This is a genomic window from Thioclava sp. NS-SX20, from assembly GCF_057380695.1.
On record NZ_JBXXRY010000004.1, the window covers coordinates 20,984 to 36,154 of the forward strand.

Sequence of the window (15,171 nt, forward strand, 5' to 3'; positions counted from 1 at the left end):
CAGCCATCCTTTCTCGGTAACCAAGGTAGAAACATGGCTTCGAAATCTCGTTATGCAACGGGTGTCCTCGCCTCTGTCGGGGCGGCAGGGCTGATCGGCACCCCCCCCTCGGACGCGCTGGCGCAGGATACATCCACCACCACCACATCCAATGCCGGTGCGGTCACGCTGGACCCGATCTATGTCGAGGACAGCAGCGGCAGCAATGCCAATGGTGCCGTCGTCGAAGGGGCGGGGCGGATGCTGGGCGGGTCGGTCAAGGACACGCCGCAAACCGTTTCGGTGGTCTCGGCCGAAACGATGAAAGAGCAGCAGATCACCACGCTTGAAGAGGCGCTGAGCAATGTGCCGGGGGTGACGCTGTCCAGCGGCGAGGGCCGTGGCGGCCTTGAGGGCGACCAGTTCAAACTGCGCGGCATCTCGGCGGCGGGCGACATCTATACCGATGGCCTGCGCGATTTCGGCACCTATGCGCATGACACCTATAACACCGAATCCGTGGCCGTGATCCAGGGGCCCACCGGCGAGGCCTTCGGCGTGGGCAATCTGGGCGGCGTGATCAACCAGCAGACCAAGAAAGCCCATCTGGGCGATGCCAATTCGGTTTCGGGCAGTGTCAAATCGGGCCTCAGCACCCGCGAGACGCTGGATATGAACCGGCAGCTTTCCGAGACATCGGCCGTGCGCGTGAATATCATGAACCAGAATGGCGATGCGGCGGGGCGTGACAATGTCTCGGTCGATGCGCGCGGGCTGGCGGTGGATTACGGCATGGGGCTGGGCACCAGCACCACCTGGCATCTGGGCTATGAATATTACCACGGCGACGGCACCCCCGATCAGGGACAGCCGATGGCCACCGGCTCGGACGGGATCGCCCGCCCGCTTCTGGAATACGACATTCCGGGCTATGACAGCAGCACCTCCTATGTCCGCGACAGCGACAAGGACGAGACCCGCAACCACACGCTGACCTCCAGCTTCGAGACCACGCTTTCGAACGGGGTCACGCTGACCAATGACACGCGGCTCAAAAACTATAACCGCGATTTCGCGATCACGTCGCCGGGCTCGGTCAGTGCCGCCAATCTGGCGCTTCTGCAGGCGGGCACCAATGTCGATATGAGCTATGGGGCAGGCGGCGGGGTTGCCTACAGACAATCCGGCTGGGGCTTCGAGAACATGCTGGCCGCCCATGCCGAGGGCGAGCTGTTCGGGATGCGTCACAAGGCGCTGCTGGGGCTGGACCTGACCTATCAGACCGACCGTCGGGTGCGCGGCAGCACAACGGGCCGCGTCACGCAGACGGTGATCGACCCGTCCCATTCGGGCGCCGGTGTGTCGCGCAGCTATGATTACGATACCGCCTCGGATTCCACCGCGACCGATATCGGCATCGTCGCCGCCGACCGGATCTCTATCGACAAGCAATGGTCGGTGCAGGCCAGCGCACGGGCGGATTATTTCCGCAGCACCTTCGACGGCTACACCATCGGCTCCAGCACCGAAACCAACACCGATACCAGCGCGGGCCGCATCAGCCCCTCGCTGAGCGTGATCTGGGAACCCAATGCCGATACGATGGTCTATGCCACCGCCTCGCGCTCCTATCGCCCGATCGGCACCGATATCGCGCAAAGCTCGCAAGGCACCAGCGCGACAGTGGCCAATGATGCCTATGACCCCGAGCGGTCGGACAATCTGGAAATCGGCGGCAAGATGGACCTGTTTGACGGCACTCTGGGGCTGACCGGCGCGGCCTTCCAGATCCGCAAGAAGAACTCCTTTACCGTCAATGATGACGGCACCGTCTCCACCGGCTTCTCGGATGCGGGCAATGCGGTGCGGATCCGTGGCGTGCAGCTGGGGGCGACCGGCCAGATCAACGACGACTGGACCGTCAGCGCCAGCTATGCCTATCTTGACGGCGAGGTGATCAACGGGCGCGGGATCGATGCCGCAACCATCGGCAATGACGCTCCGGGCGTGTCGAAACATAACCTTACGCTGTGGACCGCCTATCATTTCGGCCCCGAGAAGACCCACCTGTCGGGCGATCTGTCGGTGGGCGGCGGGATCAAATATGCCTCGGCCTATTATGTGAACGCGGCCAATACCGCCGAGATCCCGGAAACGGTCAGCCTTGATGCGGCGATTTCCTACACCACCGACAGCTACCGTATCGGCTTCAACGCCTATAACCTGACCGATCACGACAATTACAGTGCGGCCTTCAACGGCACACGGGCCACGCCCACCGGCGGGCGGTCCTTCGGGCTGAGTTTCACCAAGAACTTCTGACCGGACGGGGCAGGGCCACCCCCTGCCCCTTTTTCTTTCCAGACGAGACATCCCATGTTGATCCATGTTCCCAATATTCTCAGCGCCGAGGACGTGGCGCAGTTCCGCCATGCGCTGGAGACCAGCCAATGGGCCGATGGCCGCCTGACCGCCGGCGATCTGGCGGCGCAGTCCAAGCACAATCTGCAGATCCCCGCCGACAGCGAGATCGCGCAGCGGCTGGGCGAGCATATCCTGCGCGCTCTGGCCCGCAACGATCTCTATAATGCCGCCGCCCTGCCCCTGCGCGTGCTGCCGCCGATGTTCAACCGCTATGACACCGGCATGACCTTCGGTGCCCATACCGATAACGCGATCCGCACCGTGGCCGGAGGTGCAAGGCTGCGGGCCGATGTCTCGACCACGATTTTCCTCACCGATCCCGAGGCCTATGACGGGGGCGAGCTGGTGATCGAGGATACGTTCGGCCAGCAGCGGGTGAAATTGCCAGCCGGCGATATGATCGTCTACCCCTCCTCCAGCCTGCATCACGTCACGCCGGTGACCCGTGGCAGCCGCTGGGCCTCGTTCTTCTGGGCGCAATCCATGGTGCGCGAAGATGACAAACGCGCCATGCTCTACAATCTCGACACCGCGATCCGCCAGATGCGCGCCACCTACGGCGACGAGGGCGAGGCGCTGCAACGCTTTGTCAGCCATTACCACAACCTTGTCCGGCTATGGGCGGAGCTATGAGCGCGCCGGCCTGCCGCGCATCGCTTTGCGAGGTGCAGCTTGGCCTCGGGCAGATGCTGCTGAGCGCCGGAAACCCCGAAGCGGCATGGGAGGCGTTTTCGGCGGCGGCCCGTCAGGACGAGCCACGCGCCTTCAACATGCTGGGCCGGATCGCCCATCTGGGGCTGCGCGGCGGGCGCAAGGACCTGCGGCTGGCAATCGCCATGTATCGCCGCGCCATTGCCCGCGGGCATGTCTGGGCGCGCTTCAATCTGGCGGATCTCTACCTTCAGGCACCGGCCCCGTTTGGCGATCCGGCAGAGGCTGTCGCGCTCTATCATCAGGCGGCAGAGGCGGGGCTGGACAAGGCCTATAACATGCTGGGGCAATGCTATGAAACCGGCCGCGGCGTGGCCCCCGATCTGCCGCGCGCGCGGATGTATTACGACATCGGGGCAGGGGCGGGCGATTGCTGGGCCAGCTTCAATCTGGGGCGTCTTGCGGCGCTTGCAGGGCAGGAGGCGCGTGCCTGCCACCACTGGACCGAGGCGCTGGGGCAGGGGTTCAGGGGCTTCTGGGCGGGGCTGGCCGAGGCCATCGAGGGGTTCGGATTTCCCGCCGCTGCCGCTCTGGCGCAGAAAGCCCGTGCCTTGGAGGCGCAGGGCCAGAACGGGGGCTGACCGGTTCCTTTGTGACAGCGCGGCCGTGCAGGCGCTTTCGTCTGGCCAAAGCGCGCAGTCCCGACGCCGGACAGGAATTGTCAGCTGACAATTCTCCCCGTTTCCCGCAGCAAGCGTGCCACCACCTGCCCCCGCGATCCGGATCTGTCGGAACGGGCGCACTGCGTCAGATGGCGCAGGAACCCGCCCGGATTTTGCAGCCTCTCGAAGCGTTCCAACAGGCATAGCACGGCGATAGAGGCGATTTCGGCTCCCATGATATGCTGCGCCTCTTCATAGACCTGTGCGTCGATCCCCATCATCGCGACAAGCTGGGTTGTCTGCTGGTGCAGCTCTCGCCAGTCCCGAGCGGTTTCGGGATACATCTTGCAGTATTCGGCGAAGTCCGCGAGCATCGGCAGAGCCGATCCCATCCGGTTGTCGCGATTGGCCTGCCCAGAAGCTTGCTGGGCGGCACCTTGCCGTTCAGGGCGTGAGATTTCGGGCCCTGAAGCTTCGCGGTCCGGATCTTCGGGGCGAATATCCGTTGCCCCGCTTGTTCGAGGCTCTGGATTTTTTTTATTGATTACCCTCTGTTGGTGCCGCTCATTCTCGCTGTTGCTGGCATCCATTTCCGCTGCTTTTTCAACATATCCCATTTGCGGATGACCCGTTTGGCCCAGCTGTGCGAGCGCCTCGGTATAGTCCTGCAACAGGGTCTTGAGTGCGGCGGCATTGTTCTTGTGGCGCAGGATCAGCTTGGTCCGTGCCAGAAGCGCGCTGTGGCTGTGATGCGCGCCCTCGTCCCGATCCGCCTGCGGCAGATGGCTCAGCAGGTCCTGCCGCGCCACAAGCACGTCCTGACGCAGGGCCGCATGTTCCTGCGCGCGGGCCTGAGCGTCACAGGCTTTCTGGTGGATGCGACGCGCCAGTTGGGCCAGCGGCGCCAGATCGAAACCGAAGGCCCGCGCGATCGTGCCGCCGATGCGCTTGGCATAGCGTTTGCGGTTGGGGCTGTCATGGCGGGCAATCACACCGGCGCTGACCAGCGCGGCCAGATGACGGCGCAGGGTGCTTTCGGGCATGCCGCCCAGACGGGTGCCCAGACTGTCATTGGAGGCAAAGACAATCGCGCGTCCGGGCAGGGCAGGGAGGCTGCGCTCGGGGAAAAAGGTCAGCATCGCCCGCAGCACCGCAATGCTGCGATGCGTCAGACCGAAATCCGCCGCAGCCTCGGTCAGATCCTCGACAATGGCCCATTTGTCAGCTGACAATACTGGACCATCGGGCAGGGCCTGAACCGGCTGCCCGTGCATACGCGTGGAGAAATATGTCATGAACGTTCACGCAGGACGCAAAAAATCAGGCCCTGTCCAAGCGGCAGAGTTGACGTGGCGCGAAAGGCAAGGTATCCCGTAGGTGCTAACGACGAGAAGGGCCTTCCAATTTGCTTGGGGGGCTTTTCTTATTTGGGGGTCCCGAGATGTGCCTCCTGTTCTGGTTTCATTGCTCTTGCTCGGCCTGCATTATTTTTCGGCTTGCCAGCGGGCAAACCATTCATTGAGCAGGTCTTCGGCATTCTCCTCGATCCACGCATCAAAGCCTTCGGTCTTCACCGACAGGCTCAGCCCCTTATCGGTGGCCCTGAGCTGGGCAAGCGGGGTGCCCTGTGCCGTGGTGATCGTGGCCTTGCGCGGCTCTGCCTTGATGGGGGCAGGGGCGGCGCGGTGTTTGTTCTGGGCGGCGGCCAGCACCGCCTCGAAGCGCGCATCCGTCTGGAGCACCACAAATTCGGGGCGGTTCATGAATGTATGGGCACGGCTGCGCGCGGCGGCATCCTCGAACAGCTTGACCAGCGTCATCCAGCGTTCGCGCCCGATCGATGGCGCGCGCCCGATCTGGCGCAGGAAGGGCAGGGGGAAGGCCTGACCGACCTTCAGCATCCGGCTGACCATCGGCAGATCCATCGCAAGGGCTGCGGCAATCGTCGGGCGGTCATAGCCCGATGCCTGTAACTGCGCGGCAAAGCTGGCTTTTTCGATAAAGCTCAGATCCGTGCGGGTGTTGTTTTCCTGCCCCTGCGCCATGACCAGCGCGTGATCATCAAGCTGGCGCACCATCGCCTTGACCGGCAGACCCAGATCGCGCAGCGCGGCCAGACGGCGGCGCCCATAGACAATCTCGAACCGGCCCGGCGTCTTGGGATGCGGGCGCAACAGCACCGGCACCTGTTGCCCATAGGTCTGCAGGCTTTCCTTCAGCCGCGCCTGTTCCACAGGGTCCAGCCCCAGACGGTCTTCCAGACCGGCATTGTCGATCAGCGCAGGGTTGATTTCCTGCACCGCATTCTCTTGCAGCTTGGTCAGGCTCGATTGCAGCGCCCCCACCGCCCCTTGCGGCATAAGTCTTTGACGAGGCTGGGTTTCTGCCGCCGGCGTGATGTTGCTATTCAGGATACCTTTGCGTGCCATCTCGGTGTGTTCCTTTCTCAGCGACCCCATGCCGCCTGAATCAGCGATTCAAGCTCATCATTCACTCCATTGAGTGACTCTAGCGCACGATCATAGGTGTTGCGGTGGAATTGGCTGCGTTCGACCTCGTAAATTGTCTGATGGGTCAGACCGGCATCCGAAATCGCGGTCGATTTCAGCATCGCATTGGTCATCACTTCCTTGCCGAAGAGATTGCGCAAAAAGGCCACAACCTGCTGCTGCGGCCCGTCATTGGGTTCCATCCGGTTGATCAGGAAGCGCATGAAATCATATTCCATCGGCGCACCGGCATCGCTGACGACATCCAGCAGATCGGCGCTCATCTGCAAGAACTGCGACATCGACGCGACATCGAGCATGTTCGGCACCACCGTGATCAGCAATCCGGTCGAGGCACACAGCGCCGACATCGTCAGATAGCCCAGCTGCGGCGGGCAGTCGAACAGGATCAGGTCATAGGCCGCCTCGACCTCGGCCAGCGCCATCGCCATCCGGCTGAAAAAGGCGGGCTGGACATTGTTCATCAGCGCGCGCGGGGTCTCGTGCTCGAATTCCTGCAAGATCAGACCGGCGGGGGCGAGGTCGATCCCGTGGAAGAACGTCTTCTGGATCACCTGCGCCAGCGGCACCGGATCGTCGTATTTGATCGCGTCATAGATCGTGCCGGTGGTCAGGAAATCCACCTCGGGGCGGTATCCGAACAGCGTGGTCAGCGAGGCCTGCGGGTCGATATCGACACATAGGACCCGATAGCCTTTCAGCGCCAGCCGCTGTGCGGCATGCACCGTGCTGGTGGTTTTGCCCGACCCGCCCTTGAAGTTGAGGAAGGACAGCACCTGTACCTTGTCGCCCGCGCGCCGCCCCTTGAGATAGCTTCCGGGCACTTTGGCACCGCTATCGAGATGGCTGCGGATGCTGGCCAGATCCTGCGCGCTGTAAAAACGGCGTCCGCCGCCGCTGGTCTGGACCTCGTGGATCTTGTCCTCGAAATGCAGTTTGCGCAGGAACGAGGTGGAGATTCCCAGCAGATCGGCGGCCTCACCGGCCGAGAACAGGCGCAATTCCTTGCGCGCATCGGGCGCGAAGACCGAAAGCATATGGTTTTCCAGCGCAGACGCGATATTCTCCGCATTCCGGCGAATGCGCTCGTTGATGCGGATCGTGGTCTCGCTCATCGGATCACCTGTTCTGCGCGCGGTTTTTGCGCCGCTCTTCTTAAGAACGCTGTTTAGCGTCATGCTCGTTTTTACCGTTTCTATGGCGAGACTCGGCATTTTAGCAAATCTTTTTTTACTTTGAATGGCGTAGCCACGGCGGCCGTCGCGGCCCCCCTGCGCGCCAGAATGCGCCAGATCCCTTACAAGCCGTTGGAAAATAGTCCAAAAAACAAAGGGTCTGCGGTTTTTTCGCCGCAGGTCAGTGCCGCAGGGCGCGCGCCATATTTGCGACATACCCGCGCCCTCCACCCTTGCGGGGCGCGTTGATTCTGTTTGCACGCATCGGGCGACACCGCCCCCTGCGCCGGTTTCGGGGCGCAGGAGGGCACGCTCTTGCGCCGTGCCCCCCTGCACGATTCCCGCCTTGCACGGGGCAGGGGGGCTGCCCCCCTTGGGAGGATCTCGGGTCATCGCATCAGATCACACGACCCGCCGTGATAGGTGTTGGTTTGCACCAATCCAGCGGCGGCCTATACCGGTTTGCAGACCGCGCCCCGATCATGCCACACAAGGAGGGCAGCGGAGGAGGACGACCATGCTGACATATCTTGTGCTCGCTCTGGCGGGGCTGGGGGCGGGGGCGCTGAATGCGGTGGCGGGGGGCGGGACATTCCTGTCTTTTCCGGCGCTGGTCTGGGCCGGCGTGCCTCCGGTCATGGCCAATGCCACCGCGACCTTTGCCGCGCTTCCGGGCTATGTCGGCAGCGCATGGGCCTATCGGGGCGAGATCGCGGGGGCGGGGCGGCCCTCGCTGGCGGCGCTGAGCGGCACCGCGATTGCGGGCGGTCTGGTCGGGGCGGGGTTGCTGCTGGTGACGCCCGAAGCGCTGTTTTCCGGCGTCGTCCCGTGGCTCTTGCTGCTGGCGACACTGGCCTTCGCGGGCGGTCCGCTCCTGATGCGTGGCTTGGCGCGGCGCGGGCACAGCGCCTCGACGCCGGTGGCGCTGGCCATCCTCTTTGGCGTCTCCGCCTATGGCGGCTATTTCAACGGCGGGTTGGGGATCATGCTGCTGGCCGCGTTCGGGCTGATCGGCATGACGGATCTGCACCGGATGAACGGGCTGAAAAACCTGCTGTCTCTGGTGCTGTCGCTGGTGTCGGTGGTGACCTATAGTCTGGCGGGGCTGATTGCATGGGAGAGCCTCGTGCTGGTCGGGCTCTGTTGTGCGATTGGCGGCTATATCGGGGCCGGACTGGCCCGCCGGATCGGCAATACCGTGCTGTTGCGCCGCTTTATCATTCTGGTGGGGCTGGGCATGAGCGCGCTGTTCTTCCTGAAAGGGGCCGCCTGAGAGGGGAGGGTTCGGGGGCGGGAGCCCCTTTGCAGGCGGGACCATGCGCCGCTCTGGCGCGCGATCTCAGGGGCCCTGCACGTTGGAGGATGCGTCAGGGAGCGGGGCCTCGGATCGGGCCGCCGCTTCCTTCTTCTGCCGCTCTTCCTCCTCGCCATCACGATGCGATTTGATGGACAGGAAGATCGTGGCCCCGAGTGCGCCAAATTTGAACACGCCAAACAGGATGGGAACCCAGATCATTGTCGCTCTCCTTCTGCCGGAGCAAGGCCGCGTGGCGCGGGCATGCTTGCGGATTGTATGGGTATTGTATGACTTCACGAGTCGTCACGATCCTACAAACGCGCAAGGGCTGGGGCAAGGCGATTCCCTTCCTTAGGAAAAATACAGAGATATAAGGCGGATTCGGGCCTTTGGCCGGTGTATCGGCCCCACTATTGTATGCATATTGACTGCACAAGCGCCGCCTTACAGGGCCTTGCCGCCCGCAAGGGCCGCTCAGCCCATATAGCCTTGCGCCGAAAGCGCGTGGCCCAGATGGCACAGCGCTGTCTGGAGCTGCGCGCGCGAGATCGAGCCCCCCAGCGAGACGCGCAGCCTGTCCTGCGGGACGGCCCCCACGGTGAAGGCATCCGATGGCATCAGCCCCAGCGGCTGCCCCGCCATCCGCGCGATCACATCCGCCCGCCCCAGCCCCTGCGGCAGCTGCAGCCAGATATGGAACGCAGACGTGGCGGTGGCATAGTCGCAACCCTCCAGCGCGCGCCGCGCAATGGCCTGACGGGCGGCGGTCTCGTTGCGCAGCGCCTGACGCAGCGCCTCGGCGGTGCCCTGCTCGATCCAGCGCGTTGTCAGGGCCAGCGAGAGCGGCGCGGGCATGACCGATAGCGCGCGGATCGCCTGTGTCAGCCGGTGGGTGGCGCGCGCATCCGGCGTGACGGTAAAGGCCAGCCGCAGCCCCGCCCCGAGGCATTTCGACAGCCCGCCGATATACCATGTCAGCTCCGGGATCTGCTGCGCCAGCGGGGCGGGCGCCTCGGCGGGCACGAAGCCATAGGCATCATCCTCGATCAGCGCCAGCCCCTCGGCGCGCAAAATCGCCGCCAGCGCCGCGCGGCGCTCGGCGGGCAGGGTCAGCGTGGTCGGGTTGTGCAATGTCGGGTTGAGATAGAGCGCCTTCGGCCGATGGCGGCGAATGGCCGCCTGCAGCGCCTCCGGCACCACGCCGCGGGCATCGGTCTGCAGCCCGACCAGCGTCACCCCGAACCGCGCCGCGATATTGCGGATGCCGGGATAGGTGACTTGTTCGCACAGCACATGGTCTCCGGCCTTGCAGAGCATCGACAGCACCGCCGCCATTGTCGCATGCGCCCCCGGTGTAACCGCAATCCGCTCGAGCGCCACATCCAGACCGCGCGGCCCCAGCCAGCTTCGGGCGGCAAGGCGGTCGGGCTCGGTGCCGATGGGGGATTGATAGCGCAGCAGGTCGACCAGTTGGCCCGACACCGCCATAAGCCCCGCCCGCATTCCGGCCAGCAGATCCGGATCCGTCGGCTCGGGCGGCATATTCATCGACAGGTCTTCGGCGGCACGGCGCGCAGGGTCCGCAAGCGGCGCGGCGGGGAGGGCGGCGGGGGGGTCGCTGACAAAGCTGCCGCGCCCCACATGGCTGGTCACCAGCCCCCGCGCCTGCGCCTCGGTATAGGCCCGCGAGACGGTGGTGAAATCGATCCCCAGCGCAGCGGCAAGGCGGCGCTGCGGCGGCAGACGGTCCCCCGCCTTGAGGCGGCCCGCGGCGATATCCGCCCCGATGGCATCGGCGATGGCAAGGTAATGCGGCTTGCCGCTGTCATTCGGCTTGGGGGTCCAGTCGGTCATCTTGCACTCCTGTCGCAAGATGCCTAGTCCAAAGCGCCCCGCGATTGAAGGGAGAATTGTCTGCCCCCGCCCCGCCCCGCACCTGTCCCGCGCCTTTCCCGTGCCGCTTTGCGCCCTGCCGGAGCGGGGCGCGGGTTGTCCGGCTTCGGGCGGCGGTCAGCTGACCTTGGGCACGAACACATAGCCCGCGCCATAGACGGTGCGGATGATCTGCGGCGCGCGCGGGTCGTCGCGCAATTTGCGACGCAACCGCGAGACCCGTGCATCCATCGCGCGGTCGAACGGGTCGTCGCCGCGGGTGGCGGCGGCATCCAGAAGCTGGTTGCGGGTCAGCACCCGCCCCGCCGAGCGCACGAAAACCTGTAGCAGATCGGCCTCTGCCGAGGACAGTTGCAGCACCTCGCCATCCTCGTGGCACAGCGCGCAGGCATCGAAATCGGCGGTCCATGCGCCAAAGCGCACAACGGGGCGCTGCGTGTCGGGCCGCGCGGCGCGCTGCTGGTCGCTGCGGCGCAGGACCGCATGGATGCGGGCGGTCAGCTCGCGCGGCTCGAACGGTTTGACGATGTAGTCATCCGCGCCGATTTCCAGCCCGAGGATGCGGTCCTCGGCCCCGCCGCGCCCGCTGACCACGATACGCGGCACCGAGCGCGGCAGGCTGGCCGAGCCCAGAAGGCTCAGCCCGTCCCCGTCGGGCAGGCCCAGATCGATCAGGCACAGATCGGGGGCCCCGCTTTTCATGGCGCGCAGGAATTCGGCGCGATGGGAGAAGCACTGCACCTCGAACCCGTCCGCCTGCAACGAGCGCTGGATGGTCTGGCGGATATCGGCATCATCTTCGAGAAGGAACACATGGGTCATGGTGCAGCGTCGCTTTCCAGAGGCCAGGGAGAGGGAAGGCGGTCCAGCAGGATCGCCGGATCGAAGGGCTTTTGCACAAAGCCCACATGCTCGGGCCAGGGCTGCAGCGGCTTGGGCTTGCCGCTCATCAGGGTGACCGGAAGATCGGGGCGATGGCGGCGCAGATGCACGGCCAGATCAAGGCCGGTCATGGTGCCGGGCATGTCGATATCGGAAATCACGGCGCGGATGTCCTCGATCTGTCCGATCAGCGCGAGCGCCTCCTGCGAGGAGGCGGCATCGATGACCGCATGGCCCGCATGGGCCAGCCTGCGGCAGAGCAGGTGGCGCAGATCGGCATCATCCTCGACAATCAGCGTCACGCCGTGGCGCGGGGGCGCGGTCTGCGCGGCGGGCGGGAAGGGCGGGCGCGCGGGAAGGGGGGCCGGGCGGGCGCGGGGCGGGGCGGGTGACAGGTCCACACTGGGCAGCAGGATGGTGAAGCTGGTGCCGATGCCGGGGCGGCTATCGACATGGATCGTGCCATTCGACTGCTGCACGAAACCATAGACCATCGACAGGCCCAGCCCCGATCCGGCCCCGCCCTGTTTCGAGGTGAAGAAGGGCTCGAAGATCCGTTCGAGGATCTCGGGGCGGATGCCGCAGCCATCATCCTCGAACAGGATGCGCAGATAGCGACCGGCGGGAATGCGCGAGACCTCCGCCTCTTCGGCGGGCAGGTCATGGGCCGACAGGCAGATCCGGATCGTGCCGCGCCCGCCGGTGGCGTCCCGCGCATTCAGCGCAAGGTTCAACAGCGCCATCTCCAGTTGCGAACGGTCCACCAGCGCGGCCGGCAGCACAGGGTCGTGCAGCAGCTCCAGCGTCAGCGTCGAGGGAATGGACGAGCGTAAGAGCGCGCAGATCTCCTGCGTGGCCTCGCCGATATCGGTGGCCAGCGGGTCCAGCTCCTCGCGGCGCGCCAGCGACACCAGCCGCCGCGTCAGGTCCGAGCCGCGCCGTGCGGCGGAAATGGCGGGGCGCAGGAATTCCTCGCGCAGCGGGCTTTGCCCGAGCTGCTCGGACAAGGGCACCAGATTGCCCAGAATGATGGTCAGCAGGTTGTTGAAATCATGCGAGATCCCGCTGGCCATCCGGCCAAGCGCATCCATCTTCTGCGACCGCATGAGCGCGTTCATCGTTTCCTTGCGCCGCGTCACATCGATCGACACCAGATAGAAGCCGATCACCTCGCCGCTTGACGGTCTGGCAGGGCGCAGCAGGGTGCGCACATCCTTGAACCGCGCGCCGGGCAATTCGACGCGCATCTCGAAATCCACCACCATACCGCGCCGCGCCTGTTCGAAAAACCGCGCCGATTGCTCCATCGTGTTGCAATGCAACACATCGCGGGTATTGCGCCCGATCATCGTTTCGGGGGTCAGCCCGTAGGCGCGGGCAAAGCGGCGGTTGGCATAGAGGATCGTCAGATCCTCGTCGATATGGGCAATGCCTGCGGGCACCTCATTGGCGATGATGCGCAGCCGTTCCTCGCTGGCGATCAACTGGCGGGTGCGGGTTTCGATCAACCGTTGCAGCGCGCCGGGGTCCTGTGCGGGCGGGCGGATCTGGCGGCAGGTCACGATGGTTCCGGCCCCGCCCATATCGTCGAGCTGCAATTCCAGCTCGGGCAGGCGGTACAGCCCGCCGCCCATCGCCTCGGGCACCGCCCCGAACAGAGACCCGTCCAGCACCTGCGCCAGATCGGGCGCGGCCCCGTGGGCGCGATAGAGACGCGCGAAAGCCGCATTGCACCAGATCATCCGGTGATCGGTGCCAAAGGTCGCGATCGCCTGCCCGATCCGGCCCTCGCCTTGCGGATATGCCTGTGCCTTGCCCATTCTGCCCCTTCTCCCCGCCGCCATGATTGCCAAAATCGCGCGCAACTCCAAGCGGATTCAGAGCTGCGTCACAATTCGTTACATTTGGGGCAAATTTGCGGAAGATTTCTATGTCCTGCTGGCGCGAGGCACCGTGTGCAGGGAGCGGCACCGGAGGACCCGAGGGAGGAAATTTTGGATCTGCACAGCATTTATGACGCATCTCTGGAGCGGGGCGCGGCAAATTTCGAAGCCTTGAGCCCATTGAGTTTCGTTGCGCGCACCGCGCATATCTATCCGGAGTTTCCCGCCATCATTCATGGCGATCTCCGTCTGACTTGGGGCGAGAGCTACGCCCGGATGCGGGCGGTGGCCTCGGCGCTTGTGCAGCGCGGCATCGGCAAGAACGACACCGTCTCGATCATTGCCGCCAATATCCCCGAGATGTTCGAGGCCCATTTCGCCGTGCCGATGGCGGGCGCGGTGCTCAACACCATCAACACCCGTCTCGATGCCGAGGCCATTGCCTTCACGCTGGCCCATGCCGAGGCCAAGGTGGTGCTGGTCGATCCCGAATTTTCCGAGCTGGTCGCGCGGGCCATCCATATGTCGGGCCTGACCGACCTGCTGGTCGTCGATATCGAGGATGCCAGTTTCGAGGGCGGGCACAGGATCGGGGCGCTGACCTATGCCGATCTGCTGGCCGAGGGCGATCCGGCCTTTGACTGGGCGGGGCCGGCCGAGGAATGGGATGCGATCTCGCTCAACTATACCTCGGGCACGACCGGCAACCCGAAGGGCGTGGTCTATCACCATCGCGGGGCCTATCTGAACGCGATCTCGCAGATCATGACATGGGGCATGCCCCATCATGCGCGCTATCTGTGGACGCTGCCGATGTTCCATTGCAACGGCTGGTGTTTCCCTTGGGCGATTGCCGCCAATGCGGGGGTCTGCATCTGCCTGCGCCATGTCCGCGCCGAGCCGATCTTCCAGCTGATCCGCGACGAGAAGGTCAGCCATTTCTGCTGCGCGCCGATCATCCTGAACATGCTGGCCAATGCCCCTGCCGCGCTGCAGGCGTTCGACCACGAGGTCAAGGCGATGACGGCAGGGGCCTCGCCGCCTGCCGCCGTGCTGGAGAAAATGGAGGCGATGGGGATCGCGGTCACCCATGTCTACGGGCTGACCGAAACCTATGGGCCCTCGGTCGTCTGTGCATGGAAGGACGACTGGAACGCGCTGCCGCCCGACCAGCGCGCCACCAAGAAGGCGCGGCAGGGGGTCCGCAATCTGGGGCTGGGCGATCTGATGGTGGCCAATCCCGACACGATGGTCCCCGTGCCCGCCGATGGCACCACGCTGGGCGAGGTGTTCATGCGCGGCAATGTGGTGATGAAGGGCTATCTGAAAAACCCCTCGGCCACGCAGAAAAGCCTGCGCGGGGGATGGTTTGCCTCGGGCGATCTGGGGGTTCTGCATGGCGATGGCTATATCGAGCTGAAGGACCGCTCGAAGGATATCATCATCTCGGGCGGCGAGAATATCTCGTCGATCGAGGTGGAGGATGTGCTGTATAAACATCCCGCCATTCTGGAAGCCGCCGTTGTGGCGCGCCCCGACGAGACATGGGGCGAGACCCCTTGCGCCTTTGTCGATCTGCGCGCGGGCGAGACCGCCAGTGCCGCCGAGATCATCGCCTTCTGCCGCGAGCGCATGGCGCATTTCAAAGCGCCCAAGGCGGTGATCTTCGGCCCGCTGCCGAAGACCTCGACCGGCAAGATCCAGAAATTCGTGCTGCGCGAGCGCGCCCGCCATCCCGAACAGGGGGACGGCAGTGCTGCGGCAACGCAGGATCTCAGCGGCACGACCGCTTGAACAGGCCAGATTTGGGTGAGG

At 64.7% G+C, this 15,171-nt stretch carries 12 protein-coding genes; 5 read left to right on the forward strand and 7 right to left on the reverse strand.

The genetic code is table 11. The features are described from left to right. The first annotated feature begins 33 nt into the window (after positions 1-33). The 3 genes from AC2ISB_RS17880 to AC2ISB_RS17890 are packed head-to-tail and all read left to right on the forward strand — an operon-like array spanning position 34 to position 3,695. Positions 34-2,301, forward strand: coding sequence for a TonB-dependent receptor (locus AC2ISB_RS17880; protein WP_486577336.1), 2,268 nt, complete (start codon positions 34-36; stop codon positions 2,299-2,301). Between the two features lie 54 nt (positions 2,302-2,355). Then, positions 2,356-3,036, forward strand: coding sequence for a Fe2+-dependent dioxygenase (locus AC2ISB_RS17885; protein ID WP_330628227.1), 681 nt, complete (start codon positions 2,356-2,358; stop codon positions 3,034-3,036). Then, positions 3,033-3,695, forward strand: a complete 663-nt coding sequence (locus AC2ISB_RS17890; RefSeq protein WP_486577337.1) for a tetratricopeptide repeat protein — start codon at positions 3,033-3,035, stop codon at positions 3,693-3,695. The genes AC2ISB_RS17885 and AC2ISB_RS17890 overlap by 4 nt, the downstream gene beginning before the upstream one ends. An 80-nt stretch (positions 3,696-3,775) precedes the next feature. On the opposite strand, the gene repC is transcribed toward AC2ISB_RS17890, so the two are convergent. From repC to repA, 3 genes are all read right to left on the reverse strand, one after another. Then, positions 3,776-5,011: a plasmid replication protein RepC gene (gene repC / locus AC2ISB_RS17895; protein ID WP_486577338.1), complete on the reverse strand. Its 1,236-nt coding sequence runs from the start codon at positions 5,009-5,011 to the stop codon at positions 3,776-3,778. 189 nt (positions 5,012-5,200) lie between these two features. After that, the gene (gene repB / locus AC2ISB_RS17900) at positions 5,201-6,175 is read right to left on the reverse strand and encodes a plasmid partitioning protein RepB (RefSeq protein ID WP_486577339.1); all 975 of its coding nucleotides are present in this window, start codon (positions 6,173-6,175) and stop codon (positions 5,201-5,203) included. Then, positions 6,163-7,341 carry a plasmid partitioning protein RepA gene (gene repA, locus AC2ISB_RS17905; RefSeq protein ID WP_330628305.1) on the reverse strand — a complete coding sequence of 393 codons (1,179 nt, stop codon included), beginning with the start codon at positions 7,339-7,341 and terminating at the stop codon, positions 6,163-6,165. The genes repB and repA overlap by 13 nt, the downstream gene beginning before the upstream one ends. A gap of 577 nt (positions 7,342-7,918) precedes the next feature. On the opposite strand from repA, the gene AC2ISB_RS17910 reads away from it, so the two are divergent. After that, positions 7,919-8,674: a sulfite exporter TauE/SafE family protein gene (locus tag AC2ISB_RS17910; RefSeq protein WP_330628231.1), complete on the forward strand. Its 756-nt coding sequence runs from the start codon at positions 7,919-7,921 to the stop codon at positions 8,672-8,674. A gap of 66 nt (positions 8,675-8,740) precedes the next feature. On the opposite strand, the gene AC2ISB_RS17915 is transcribed toward AC2ISB_RS17910, so the two are convergent. The 4 genes from AC2ISB_RS17915 to AC2ISB_RS17930 form a co-directional block, all read right to left on the reverse strand. Further along, positions 8,741-8,917: a hypothetical protein gene (locus AC2ISB_RS17915; protein WP_339110112.1), complete on the reverse strand. Its 177-nt coding sequence runs from the start codon at positions 8,915-8,917 to the stop codon at positions 8,741-8,743. A gap of 255 nt (positions 8,918-9,172) precedes the next feature. Beyond that, positions 9,173-10,552, reverse strand: coding sequence for an aminotransferase-like domain-containing protein (locus AC2ISB_RS17920; protein ID WP_486577340.1), 1,380 nt, complete (start codon positions 10,550-10,552; stop codon positions 9,173-9,175). Positions 10,553-10,708: 156 nt separating this feature from the next. Then, on the reverse strand, positions 10,709-11,413 hold the full coding sequence (locus AC2ISB_RS17925; RefSeq protein ID WP_339110114.1) for a response regulator: 705 nt from the start codon (positions 11,411-11,413) through the stop codon (positions 10,709-10,711). Next, positions 11,410-13,293 carry an ATP-binding protein gene (locus AC2ISB_RS17930; protein WP_339110115.1) on the reverse strand — a complete coding sequence of 628 codons (1,884 nt, stop codon included), beginning with the start codon at positions 13,291-13,293 and terminating at the stop codon, positions 11,410-11,412. Before AC2ISB_RS17930 ends, AC2ISB_RS17925 begins: the two co-directional genes overlap by 4 nt. A 174-nt stretch (positions 13,294-13,467) precedes the next feature. Between AC2ISB_RS17930 and AC2ISB_RS17935 the strand changes: the two genes are divergently transcribed. Beyond that, positions 13,468-15,150, forward strand: coding sequence for an acyl-CoA synthetase (locus tag AC2ISB_RS17935; protein WP_341485535.1), 1,683 nt, complete (start codon positions 13,468-13,470; stop codon positions 15,148-15,150). Positions 15,151-15,171 lie beyond the last annotated feature (21 nt).